Raw genomic sequence first — 12,493 nt, forward strand, 5'->3', positions numbered from 1 at the left:
CGCGACCTCTGGTCAGGGGTGATCGTCGCGTGTTACGAAGGTGCATGCCCGAACAAGACGCGCCCGCGCAGCACCGCTACGACGCCGTGATCGTGGGCGGCGGCCACAACGGTCTGGTCGCCGCCGCCTATCTCGCACGCGCCGGACAGTCCGTCCTCGTCCTGGAACGCCTGGGCACCACCGGGGGAGCGGCCGTCTCGACCCGGCCCTTCGCCGGGGTCGACGCCCGCCTGTCCCGCTACTCGTACCTGGTCTCCCTGCTGCCCCGGAAGATCGTCCAGGACCTGGGCCTCGACTTCGCCGTACGCAAACGGACCGTCTCCTCGTACACCCCGGCCGTGCGCGGCGGACGGCCCACCGGACTGCTCGTCGGCGGTGACGGCACCCGGGAGTCCTTCGCCGCGCTCACCGGCGGTGACCGTGAGTACGAGGCGTGGCAGCGCTTCTACGCCATGACCGGGCGGGTCGCCGAGCGGGTGTTCCCGACGCTCACCGAACCGCTGCCCGCCCGGGACGCGCTGCGCGCCCGCGTCGACGACCCGGACGCCTGGCGGATGCTGTTCGAGGAGCCCATCGGCGTCGCGGTCGAGGAGAACTTCACCGATGACCTCGTACGCGGAGTGGTGCTCACGGACGCGCTGATCGGCACCTTCGCCGACGCGCACGATCCGTCCCTGGTCCAGAACCGGTGTTTCCTCTACCACGTCATCGGCGGCGGCAACGGCGACTGGGACGTACCGGTGGGCGGCATGGGCGCGCTGACCGACGCCCTCGCCCGGGCCGCCCGTGAGGCGGGCGCCGAGATCCGGCCGCTGCACGAGGTGACCCGCGTCGAGACCGACGGGACCCACGCCGAGGTCACCGTCCGCTCGTCCGGCGGGCAGCAGGTGATCGGGGCCCGGCGGGTCCTCGTCAACGCCTCGCCGCAGGCCCTCGCCGCCCTCCTCGGCGAGGAGCCGCCCGCCCCCGCCGAAGGCGCGCAGCTGAAGGTCAACATGCTGCTCACCCGGCTGCCGCGGCTGCGCGACCACGCCGTCGACCCGAGGCGCGCGTTCGCCGGTACGTTCCACATCGCCGAGGGCTACGGGCAGCTCGCCGACGCCTACCGGGACGCCGAGCAGGGGCGCCTGCCCGCCGCGCCGCCCTCCGAGATCTACTGCCACTCGCTGACCGACCCGTCGATCCTCGCGCCCGGCCTGGCGGCCCGCGGCTACCAGACCCTCACGCTCTTCGGCCTGCACACGCCCGCCCGGCTCTTCACCGCCGACAACGACGCCGCACGGGCCGAGCTGCTCAAGGCCACGCTCGCCGAACTCGACACCCATCTCGACGAGCCGATCGCCGACTGCCTCGCCCTCGACGAGAACGGGGCGCCCTGCATCGAGGCGAAGACCCCGCTCGATCTCGAACGGGATCTGCGGCTGCCCGGCGGCCACATCTTCCACCGGGACCTGGCCTTCCCCTACGCGACGGAATCAACCGGCCGCTGGGGAGTGGAGACCGCGCACGCCAATGTGCTGCTCTGCGGGGCGGGCGCCGTGCGGGGCGGCGGGGTCAGCGGGGTCCCCGGCCACAACGCCGCGATGGCGGCGCTGGGCCGGTGACCTCCGCCGGAAAGGAACCGGCGCCTCCGCGCTGAGCTGGTCCGAGGTCCACATCCTTGATCGGGACCGGTCGGTGTCATTGCCCCCTCATCACAGCGCCACACCCCGCTGAGCCGCTGTTGTATCCGGGCAGGCGACTAGCAGCCGAACACCCCGCGCAGAGCCGCCCTCTTGCGCGGCAGGTCGTACTCCGCGCCGCCCTCGTGCCCGTTGTACGCGAACACCTCGATCTCGGCGGGCCCCGCATAGCGGTGGTAGGCGGCGAACACGGTGGAGGACGGGCAGATCTTGTCCATCAGGCCCACCGAGAACCACGCGGGGGCGCTCGCCCGTGCGCCGAAGTTGGCGCCGTCGAAGTACGACAGGGTCTCCATCGCCTCCTCGACCCGGAAGCGGTGCCCCGAGAGCCAGCGGGCGACCTCCCAGTACGGTCCCGCGTCCGTGATCTGCGAACCGCGCCGGAAGTGGCAGAGGAACGGTACGTCGGCGACGGCCGCAGCCACGTCGTCCCGCAGCCCGGCGACGGCGAGCACCAGCCCGCCGCCCTGGCTGCCGCCGAGGACCGCGACCCGTGAGGCGTCCACGGCCTCATGGGCCTTCGCCGCGTCCACGGCCCGTACCGCGTCGGTGATGAGCCGGCGGTAGTAGTGCTGGTGCGGGTCCTCGATGCCCCGCGTGAGGAAGCCGGGCGAGGACGAACCGTGCCCCTCGGGATGGATGTCGGGGGTGTCCGCGGTGTTCTTTCCGCCGCCGCCCTGGCCCCGGTTGTCCATGATCAGGTGCGCGTACCCGAGAGCGCTCCAGGTCAGCCAGGAGTACGGGATGCCACGGCCGCCGTTGTAGCCGATGTACTGCACGACGGCGGGCAGCGGGCCCGTGCGCACGCGCGGCAGCATCAGCCAGGCCTTCACCGGCTGGCCGCCCCAGCCGCGGAACGTCACGTCGAGGACGTCGACGGTCGCGAATCCCGCGTCGTACGGGACGAACTCGGCGTCCAGGTCGTGCCGGCCCGTCTCGGCCAGGGTCTTCTCCCAGAAGGCGTCGAAGTCGGCCGGTTCCTCCGGCTCCGGCCGGTACTCGCGCAGCCGCTCCAGGGGCATGTCGAACAGCAAGGGTCTAGCTCCTCTTCAGGGTGAGGTGGAGAGTCGCGCCGTGGCGGCCCGCCGTGTCGGCCGTGATCCGGATGCCGTTCGCGACGCGCACGGCGCTCACGCCCCGGTCCGCGGAGGCGAGGGTGAGACCGCGGACGGCCAGTTCGACCGTGACGGTGGACCGCAGCTGCGTCGGATCGGACAGGGACACCGTCAGCGTCTTCCCGTCCGGGCGCACCAGGACCGAGGCCGGCCCGTCCGCCCTGAGCTCCTGCGCCGAGGCCGCGGCCCAGAAGTTGGCGGCGAGCAGCCCGTCCGCGCAGCGGCGCACCGCGTGCACGGCGGTGGACCGCGCCACCAGTTTCACCGGTGGGGCGGCCGACCACAGCCGCGTGCGCTCGGCGGACGCGGCCGGCGCCTGGAGCCAGAAGTAGCCCGCGCCGGACGGCGCCGGACCGTGGTCCTGCCACAGCGTCAGATAGGGGCGGGTGACCGGGGTGTCCGTGCCGTACTTGAGGTTGATCTCCCGCCAGGTCGCCGTGCGCTCCTCGCGGAGCCCCTGGAGCGTCGTGGGTTCGGGGAAGACGTAGCCGCCCGTTCCCGCGACGTGCAGCCAGCGGACCTTCTCCAGCCGCGCCGACCAGCCCGCACCGGTGGGCGCCGGCGTCCCGTCGACGAGGAGCGCCGCCGCAGGGTCGCGGAGCTTGCGGTTCTCGACGACCGTCTCGGCCGTCCCCGCCTGCGCGGTGATACCGGAGCCCACGCACGCGATCACGTCGTCCAGACAGAACCAGCTCTTCAGCGCCCGCAGCGAACTCCCGTACGCCCGCAGTTCCATGCCGTACGCGCCGAGCGTCGTTCCGGGCAGTGCGGTGCCGCCCGCCCAGTCCGCCGTACTGGTGGTGCGCTGTCCGGCCGCGTCCGCCGGCCGGCCGGCGATGACGGTCGTGCCGGGCAGCCGCGTCGGGTCGACGGTCGGCCAGTAGTCCTCGCTGTAGTGCCCGAGGTCGTCGGTGTGGAGCAGCACCATGCCGTCGGAGAGGTGCCAGCCGTGCAGATTCTCGTTCTGGATCGACTCGTAGTTGTAGATGCGGGTGGAGTACGCGGAGATGCCGAGCGCGAACGAGGGGCGGTGGTGCGCCGCCTTGTCCATTCCGGGGTGCTGCTTGTGCGCGACCAGCGGCCCGCGTGCGGGGACGGCGGAGCCGATGACCTGGCGGGCGGCGACCAGCGAGGCGAGGTCGGTGACCGCGAGGAAGTCCCGGTAGGTGTCCTCGGCGATCCACTGCTTGACCAGCGCGGTGAAGCGCTCGGCGGTCTCCCCGGGGAAGCCGGGGATCAGGCGGAGCACCGCCTCGATGACCGTCTGCGCCGAGGCGTGGCCCTGCTTGCTGGGGCGGGCGATCTCGCGTCCGCACACCGATGCCAGCACATCGCCCCGTGCGAGCAGCGGGTCGAAGCCCTCGTCCACCCAGACGCGTACGTTGTCGAGGTCGGGATCGGTCACCGTCCACGCCGTACCGGCCAGCAGATTGAGCAGCCGGGAGAGGCTGTTCAGGAGCTCCTTGCCGTACCCGCCGGTGTACGGGTGCTTGTAGTGCTGGAGGAACGAGCCGTCGGAGTAGAAGCCCTCGCCCGTGCCCTGCGCCGCCGCGTCGGCGTCGTTGAAGGCCAGGACACTGTTGGCGCCCGAACCCTCGACGTCCGAAAGAGCGTCCCGGACCCGGACCAGCGCGTCGCCGTCGTCGCGCAGCACCGCGTTGACCGCGACGACGGTCGAGATCCACACCCGGTTGGCGCCGGTCGCGATCTGCCGGTCGGCGCGCCACAGGTTGGGGTCGGGTGTGTAGTGGCGCACGGCCGTCGTGATCCGGGTCAGCCGGTCCGCGCCGAGGGTGTCGTACAGGAGCACCGTGGCGTCGTTGAGCGCGAGCGCCGAGCCGATCTCCCAGTCCCAGTCGTTGTCGAAACGGGTGTGCCCGGGGCCGTAACGGTGCGTCAGCATCCAGTCGATTCCGCCGAGCAGCAGATCGCGCAGGGCCGTGTCGCCGTGCTGGGGGGTGCCGGGGACGGCCCACGCGGTCGCGATCGTGGCGAGCCGCTTGAACGACGTCGTGACGTGGTTGGAGAGCGTGGTGCTGGTCAGGTCGGGGAACAGCCCATCGGCGGCGGCCGGGTCGAGGCCCTTCGCCGCCGTGGTCGCGGCCCTGCCGATCCGGGCGACGGCCGCGGCGATCCGCGCGTCCGTCGTATCGAGCCCGGGGCCGCCGGTGAGCAGGGTGTGCCAGCGGCCGCGCAGCGCGGCGGCGTCCCCGGCGGCGGCGTGTGCGGTGCCTGCGGAGAGGGGCAGGGCCGCCGCCGCGCCGAGCGCGGCTCCCGTGGCCAGGACGGTACGCCGGGTGGTGCCTGGATTCATGGTGGTGGCCCTCACAGAAGGTGTCGGCGGTCGACGGCCGCGGCGAGCGCGGTATGACCGGAGGGGTTGGGGTGCAGGCCGTCGCCGCTGTCGTACGTGGGCCGCATGCGCGAGGGCCGGCCGGGATCACGCAGCGCGGAGTCGAAGTCCGCGAAGGCGTCGAAGACCCCGCCCGTGCGCACCGTGCGGTTGACCTGTTGCCGGACCGCGTCGAGCTCCGGCGTCCAGCGGACCCATCCCTCGAACGGGGCGATGGTGGCGCCGACGATCCGCAGTCCCGCGTTGCGGGCCCGCAGCACCAGTTGCCGGTAACCGGCCAGGAAGAGCGCCGGGTCGGTCTGGCTGGGCGGCTGGTGGAGGTCGTTGACGCCGAGGTGGACGAGGACCGTCCGCAGCCCCGGCAGGGAGAGGACGTCCCGGTCGAACCGGGCCTGTCCGCCGGGCCCGAACCGGGCGTCGTTCAGCAGCAGCCGGTTGCCGCTGATCCCGAGGTTGGCGACGGCCGAACCGGGAAGGCGCCGCGCCAGCTGGTCGGGCCAGCGCAGATCGGCGTCGTCCGGCGTGCCGACGCCCTCGGCGATGGAGTCACCGAGCACGGCGACGACCGGTCCTTCGGCGCCCGTGGTCTCGACGCCCGTCAGCAGGAACACGGAGGTGGTGCGTACCCCGTCGACCGTGTGCGAGGCGTGTGTGTTGCGGTGGAAGGACAGCGGCCCGGTGGGTCCCGGCAGCCGCGTCTCCACCGACAGCCGCGCCCCCTCGGAGACGCGCAGTCCTTCGACGGCGTCACTGGTCAGCGTGGCACCCGCTGCCAGCAAGGCCTGCGGCCGGCCGTCGAAGGTCACCGGTTGCCCGCCCGCCGTCACCGGACCGACGAGAATCGGTACGGCTCCGAACGCGTTCCCGTACCGCAGCCGCACCTGCCCGCCCGCGGACAGCCGCACCACCGCCGTGTGGACACCGTCGGTCAGGCCCGTGCTCGCCACGATGTCGCTCGCCGTCGGCGCGGTCTGTGCCGTCGCCCAGGACGTGGTCCAGCTCGGCCCGGCGGCGCGGGGACGCTCCGCCGCCCGGGCGCCGGGAGCGGCCGCGGCGACCGCCGCCACTCCGGCCATTCCTGCCGCCGCCGTCAGAATCCCGCGTCTCGCGGGCCTCCGGCCGCTCACTGGGCGCACGCACCGGTCGGGTTGTACTCGCTCGCGTACGTCCCGACCGCGTCGCCGGTGTTGCCGCTCATCGTGTTGGTGCACACCGGCCCCTGCGGGGTGCGCATGAACTTGATGCCGCCGCCCGCGTTCCCGGTGATGGTGTTGCCGTAGACGCTGGTGCCGATGCCGTCGGTGGCGGTGTCGCCGCCGAGCCGGATACCCGCCCCTACGTTGTCGTGCACGGTGTTGTAGCGGAAGATGTTGCCGCTGCCGCGCGCGTCGAGCCCGCCCGAACTGGCGTCCTTCTGCCCGGCGCAGTCGTTGTACTCGACGTAGTTGTTGGTCGAGTTCTCCTTGACGTCGACACATTCGTTGCCCTGCGTGTCGATCGTGTTGTGGTGGATGCGGTTGTTCCGGCTGACGTCGGCCGCCGCGTCCGGGGCTCCGTTGGCGCCCTGCTGCTCGGGGGCCGTGCCGAGGTAGATCCCCTCACCGTTCTTGCCGCCTCCGGCGAACTTGAAGTCGGCGACGCCGCAGTTGGTGATGGTGTTGTCGTTCACCTCCGCCCCGGTGACGAGGTAGCGCAGCCGGAGGCATTCGTCGGCGGCGTTCTTGAGCGTCATGCCGGTGATGTGCAGGGCCCCCACCCCGTTGCCAGGAGTCGTGCTCATGACATAGATGAGTTTGAGGCGGTAGCCGGCCACATCGGTGGAGGAGCCGTGCAGCCCGTCCACCGTGAAGCCGCTCAGGGTCGTCGAGTCGTGCTGGACCTGGATGATCCGGGCGTCGCCCGCACCCTTCACCACCGCGTTCGACGGGCCGGTGAGCGTGACCCCGGCGCGCCTGGTCACCACGTCCTGCCGGTACGTGCCCGCCGCCAGGTTCACCACCGCACCCGTCGGGGCGACGTCCATGGCCTTCTGGATCGTGGCGAACGGGGCGCCCGCCGACGTACCCGGGTTGGCGTCGCTGCCGGACGGAGCGACGTAGTACGCGGTCGCCGCCTCGGCCGCGGCCGACGGGAGGGGGAAGGCGAGCGGCGCGACGCCCGCGGCCAGCGCGGCGGTGAGAACGGTGAGCGAGTGATGCCTCATGGGGTGTGCCTCCTGGGATCTGCGAAGGACAGAGCGAGCAGTACGGGAATGCTGGGGCCGAGAAGCACAGGCCCCAGCGGTACGACGAGCGAGAGCAGCACGGCGGAGATCACCGCGCCGAGCAGAGCGGTGCCACGGGCCGGGGACCCGAAGCCCAGCGCCAGCGCGCCGAGGGACCAGGAACGGACCGAGCCGTGCGGGGTCCGCCCGGCCTCCGCGGCGAGCGCCACATGGTGGATGACGAGCGCGGCCGCGATACCGGCCTGCGCGGCGAGCACCACGAACGTCCAGGGCTCCGAACGCCCCAGCAGATACATGATGTTGGCCGCGAGGACGGCTGCCGCGGCGGTCGACAGCAGACCGTGCCGCCACAGCGCCCGCCAGTACCGCGGAAACGCGGAGAACGCGTTGGTGAAGCAGCGGCTGTCCCCCTCCTCGCGCCACCGCTGAAGGGCGTGGCCCATGGCGGCGAGCGCGGGCAGCCACGTCACCACACCCAGCGACAGCACGGCGAACGCCGCTCCGGCAGCGGCCGGGTAGGCCACGAACTCCAGCCGCCTCAGCAGCGTGGGCCAGCCCGACGAGAGGGTTGCCCGCATGGTCTCAGCCGACCTTTCCTGTGTACGGCTCCGGAACATCGAGCAGCACCCGGCCGTTCAGCTCCAGCCGCGTGGCCCGTACGACGTAGGGGGCACCGGCCGCGGAGAGGAACACGGCCGCCGCGTCTGCGTCGATCGTCCCCGTGCGGATGCGGCGTGCGACAGGGGACAGCAGCACGGTCTCCTCCCCGTCCTCGAAGGTCACACCGTGACCCTCCACGCAGCCGGCCTGTTCGGCCCGGCACGACACACCGGGTGTGATCGCGGTGAGGAAGTGACCGTCCGACGACCGGGCGGTCGTCGAACGCAGGGTGTGCAGCGTGCGGGTGAGACGCAGTTCCGGCGTGCTGGACGTCGGGTTCGCCTCCACCTCCGTGACCTCGGAGGCGACGCGTCCGCCGGGTGGCGCGAACTGCCGGACCCGGGCCACGGCCGTGCCCGAACGGATCAGCCGGGTGCCGTCGGGCCGTGCCTCGGTCGGCCGGTCGGTCTGGAGCAGGAACGTCCACTCCCGCCCCTCGTCCGCCTCGGCGAGATCGAGCAGCACCAGCCGCCCGGCCGGGGTGAACACCAGGGACCGGTCGAGCCGCCGGACGCCCAGAGCGGCGTCGTACATCGCGGCGATCTCCGCGGTGGAGTGCACCCATCCGGCCTCGGCGTCCACCAGCACATCGCGCTGCCGGGCCTGCCGCTCGAACGGGATGTCCTGGTAGACGTGGTAACGGTCCTCGTCGGCGTACCCCTGGCCGTCCACCAGGAGCAGATTGTGGTGGGCGGCCCGCTTGCGGTTGCTGTACCCCTCGTCCACCGCGAGGAACGCACCCTGCGAGACCAGCACGAAGGAACCCGAATCCGGATGGTGATGCCCCTGGTTCAGCGTCTCCCAGCCCAGCTCCGCGCGGTGCTTCTCCGCGGTCTCCCACGCCTTGTGCCCACCGCCGGGACTCGCCTTGAACGAGACCAGGGTGGCGTCGTCGTCCCAGCCGGTCCTGGCCGCCACCAGCCCCAGATCGGGGAAGAACGCCCGGGTCTCGGTGGGACGCGCGGCCGGCACCGCCGGGTCGTACCAGAGGTACTCGAGATACGCCTCCGGCAGGATGCCCGGCCGCACACCGCTCTCCGCCGCTTCCTGCCACAGCAGTTCGCCCGAGGCCAGATCACCCATCCACTGGGCCTCGGGGATGCCGTACTGCGAGGCCAGACGGTAGTAGAGCCCGGCGCTGTGACCGCTGCGCCGGTCGTGGCAGTCGCCGTGGTCGACGGTGAACGCGAAGCCAGGCGCCGACTGGTGCAGCCGGTAGCGGAAGGTACGGGAGAGGAACCCGCCCCGCCCCCACCAGTCGATGCCCTCGGCCTCCTGGAGGAGATCCAGATGGGCCGCCAGGAACGGGACCCCGTAGCGCCAGTACACGACGCCCTCGGCATGCGAGCCGTCCTCCGGCATCAGGTCCAGGACCCGGCCCAGATTGTCCTTGGCGCGCTCGGTCCACTCCTCCTTGCCCAGCACGTAGCCGGCCGTCGCCAGACCCGCGTAACAGATCCAGTTGTGGTTCTGCCAGTACGAGGACGACCACCAGCGTCCCTCGCTCGCCACCGCGAACTCGTACATCCGCCGCCCCTGGAGCAGCAGCTTGTACCGCAGCAGGGCCCGCAGCCCGTCCGGCAGGTCGTCACCGATCCACTGGTGGACGAGCGACAGATGGTGCAGCAGCCAGCCCGCGTCCAGGTCGTGGTCCGGCATATGGGCCTTGCCCCAGTGCGGCAGCCGGACGGCCGCCTCGACCCAGCGGATGCTCTCCGTCAGATGGGCCCGGTCGCCGCCGGTCCGGTAGGCGAGGGCGGGGTTGGAGGCCGCGGGACCCAGCCAGGTGATGCTGGCCAGGGGGTGGGTACGGGGAGGGGTCAGCCCGCGATGACGGGCCGCCTCCTCGTACAGCCGGGTCTCCTGCGCGGGGCGCGGTCCGGGCGGCGGGGTCGCCGACAGCAGCAAGGATCAGCCCTCCGTCCGGAATCGTGCCGTGGAGCCGTCCGCCAGTTCCACCGTCAGCTCCTCGCCGTCCAGACGTACAGTGCTCACCGCAGGGCCCGCGGACGCCGCCTGGTAGACCGAGGCGAAGACGACCCGATCGGCATCGGCGGTGAAGTCGACCCGGGTGCGCGTCCGCTGGGGATCGTCGGCCGGCCCCGGGCCCGGTGCCGTCACCGGACGGACCGGCACGCCGCTCGTGTGCGTGTGCCAGCCGTGCAGGGTCTCCTCGCCGTACCAGGTGGTGCGCAGGGGGCCCGTGGCCTGCACCTGGACGTCCAGCGCGGTGCCCGGCCGCAGCTGCGCCGTGATGCGGCGGGGCTCCTGTCCCGTGACTGTCAGAAGGTCCACCAGATAGCAGTCGCCGAGCACGACGCGTCTGACCGCGCGCACCCCTTCGTACGCGGTTGTCACCTCGGCGGTGACCGAGACGGCGTCCGAGCCGAGCAGCGCGCCGGTGCACTCGGCCTGTTCGGCGCCGTCCACCCGGAACGCCGGATGGGCGGCCGTCGAGGCGTACAGATCCCGGAACTCGGCGTGGGCGTACGGCACCTGGCCGGGATCGGGCTGCCACGGGGTGTGGTCCCCGTACAGGTACAGCGACAGCTTGTCGCGATGGCCGTGCGAGCCGCCGTGCGGGCCGAAGTCCAGCAGGGCGTGGAGGCCCGAGCCGCGCAGCACCCCGTATCCGGCGGACGGGAACACCGAAACCGGACCGGGCGGCGCACGCTCGGGAAGCGGCGGCCCGGTGAACCAGCCGCCCAGCTCGCCGTCGAGTCCGTCGTCCGCCGCGCCGAGCTCGGTACGGGCCCGCGCAGCCACGGCTTCCAGCGTGGTCGAGGGCACCAACTGCTGTGCCAGCGCGGCGAGTTCGAGCCACTCAAGGGCCAGCGGCCCGCGCAGATACGGCCCGTCGTGGAGCGCGGGGAGGATGCCGCCCGGTGTCGCGATCGCCGCCAGCACGTCCGTCATCCCGGCCAGCGCGTCCACCACGTCGGACGGGATGTCCGACGGGTCGGTGGAGCGCAGCGCCAGCAGCGCGGCCCGCAGCACGAACCCGTGGTAGTACGTGCTGCCCTCCCACTCCCAGCCGTCCCCGGCCACCGCAACCCGCAGATGCGCGTACAGGCCGTGCTCGCCCGCAAGCCACCGCTCGCCGCCGTCCCAGTCCCGGCCACGGGCGGCCGCGGCCGCGCGGCTCGCCGCGACACCGGCGGCGTTGAGCCACGCGGTGTAGTTGGACGCGAGCTGCCCCTGGTCGGTGAGCACGTCACGAGCGTCCAGCGCCGCCCGCTCCAGCTCGTCCAGCAGTGGAAGGACCGCGTGCAGTCCCTCCGTGCTCTTCTCGGCGAGGGTGATCACCGTGTGGCCGATGTTCACCGCCCAGATGGCGTCCGTCAGCGCCTGGTGGAACAGCCGGCCGCGCAGCATCCAGGGCTGCGCCTCGCCGTGCCGCGCGGTGGCCAGGTCCGCGTACAGACCGGTGTACTCGACGAGCCGTGCGACCGTCTCCGTGCGCTCGCCCCGGTGGGCGAGCACCCGCAGGTGCCGCGCCCAGGCCTGGTGCGACAGCACCAGCCAGGCGCCGCGCACCGCCTCGTCGTCGACCCGGCAGCCGTGCCCGCACCGCGCCCCGCCCTCCGGGAAGACCCCGGCGAGCAGGTCGCCGTGGTCGAGCTCCACACCGTGCGCGGGGCACACGTACGCGTGCCACCAGCCACCCCGCTCGCGCGCGATCCGCCTCAACGCGGCCATACGCCACCGTCGATGTCGACCGTGGTGGCCGTGAGGAATCCCGACGCGGGCGAGGCCAGGTGGACGACCGCCGAGGCGACGTCCTCGGGCGTGCCCGCCCGGCCGACCGGAATGCCGGCCTCCATGGACGCTTGCGCCTCGGGCGCCGTGAACGTGTCGTGGAAGGCGGTGCCCTTGATGAAGCCCGGGGCGACGGTGTTGACCGTGATGCCCGTACCCGCCAGTTCCTTGGCGAGGCCCTTCGTGAAGCCGCGGACGCCTGCCTTGGCGGCGGCGTACGCGACCGAGCCGGGACCGCCGCCGTTGTGCGCGGCCAGCGACGACATCGTGATGATGCGGCCCGCGGACGACTTCGTCAGATGGGGGAGAGCGGCCCGTACCGTACGGAACGCCGAGGTCAGGTTGACGGAGACGACCTGCTCGAAGTGGTCGTCGCTCATCTCGGCGATCTTCGCGCGGCCGATCAGATGGCCCGCGTTGCAGACGAGGACGTCCAGGCCGCCGAGGAAGCCGGCCGCCTCCTCGACGAGGCGGTCCACGTCGGAGGTCACGGTCACATCGGCCTTGAAGGCCTTCGCCCTGCGGCCCAGCGCCTCGATCGCGGAGACCGTCCGCGCGGCCTCGTCGGCGGAGGAGTGGTAGTGGACGGCGACATCGGCGCCGGCCTCGGCAAGGGCGACGGCGATGGCCCGGCCGATGCCGTGGCCCGCCCCCGTCACCAGTGCGCGGGAACCGTTGAGATCAGCAGACATGGGTGGAG

Annotated in this window: 9 protein-coding genes; 1 reads left to right on the forward strand and 8 read right to left on the reverse strand. The window is 72.5% G+C overall.

Features of this window, described 5'->3' with window-relative positions; genetic code table 11:
* Window positions 1-44: 44 nt before the first annotated feature.
* Window positions 45-1,604 (forward strand): phytoene desaturase family protein, encoded by a 1,560-nt coding sequence (locus tag AC07FA_RS16380; RefSeq protein ID WP_479076126.1) that lies wholly within the window; start codon window positions 45-47, stop codon window positions 1,602-1,604.
* Window positions 1,605-1,741: 137 nt separating this feature from the next.
* On the opposite strand, the gene AC07FA_RS16385 is transcribed toward AC07FA_RS16380, so the two are convergent.
* Genes AC07FA_RS16385 through AC07FA_RS16420 form a run of 8 tightly spaced genes read right to left on the reverse strand, consistent with a single transcriptional unit; the run spans window position 1,742 to window position 12,485 of the window.
* Window positions 1,742-2,716 carry an acetylxylan esterase gene (locus tag AC07FA_RS16385; RefSeq protein ID WP_479076128.1) on the reverse strand — a complete coding sequence of 325 codons (975 nt, stop codon included), beginning with the start codon at window positions 2,714-2,716 and terminating at the stop codon, window positions 1,742-1,744.
* A gap of 4 nt (window positions 2,717-2,720) precedes the next feature.
* On the reverse strand, window positions 2,721-5,111 hold the full coding sequence (locus tag AC07FA_RS16390; protein WP_479076129.1) for a polysaccharide lyase 8 family protein: 2,391 nt from the start codon (window positions 5,109-5,111) through the stop codon (window positions 2,721-2,723).
* A gap of 11 nt (window positions 5,112-5,122) precedes the next feature.
* The gene (locus AC07FA_RS16395; protein WP_479076130.1) at window positions 5,123-6,226 is read right to left on the reverse strand and encodes an SGNH/GDSL hydrolase family protein; all 1,104 of its coding nucleotides are present in this window, start codon (window positions 6,224-6,226) and stop codon (window positions 5,123-5,125) included.
* Between the two features lie 47 nt (window positions 6,227-6,273).
* Window positions 6,274-7,353 (reverse strand): DUF1565 domain-containing protein, encoded by a 1,080-nt coding sequence (locus AC07FA_RS16400; RefSeq protein WP_479076132.1) that lies wholly within the window; start codon window positions 7,351-7,353, stop codon window positions 6,274-6,276.
* Window positions 7,350-7,952, reverse strand: a complete 603-nt coding sequence (locus AC07FA_RS16405; RefSeq protein WP_479076133.1) for a DUF624 domain-containing protein — start codon at window positions 7,950-7,952, stop codon at window positions 7,350-7,352. The genes AC07FA_RS16400 and AC07FA_RS16405 overlap by 4 nt, the downstream gene beginning before the upstream one ends.
* A gap of 4 nt (window positions 7,953-7,956) precedes the next feature.
* The gene (locus AC07FA_RS16410) at window positions 7,957-9,942 is read right to left on the reverse strand and encodes a hypothetical protein (RefSeq protein ID WP_479076135.1); all 1,986 of its coding nucleotides are present in this window, start codon (window positions 9,940-9,942) and stop codon (window positions 7,957-7,959) included.
* A 3-nt stretch (window positions 9,943-9,945) separates the two neighbouring features.
* Window positions 9,946-11,733, reverse strand: coding sequence for a heparinase II/III domain-containing protein (locus tag AC07FA_RS16415; RefSeq protein ID WP_479076136.1), 1,788 nt, complete (start codon window positions 11,731-11,733; stop codon window positions 9,946-9,948).
* Window positions 11,721-12,485: an SDR family NAD(P)-dependent oxidoreductase gene (locus tag AC07FA_RS16420; RefSeq protein WP_479076137.1), complete on the reverse strand. Its 765-nt coding sequence runs from the start codon at window positions 12,483-12,485 to the stop codon at window positions 11,721-11,723. Before AC07FA_RS16420 ends, AC07FA_RS16415 begins: the two co-directional genes overlap by 13 nt.
* Between the last annotated feature and the right edge of the window lie 8 nt (window positions 12,486-12,493).

This window comes from Streptomyces sp. NPDC045968, from assembly GCF_056430475.1.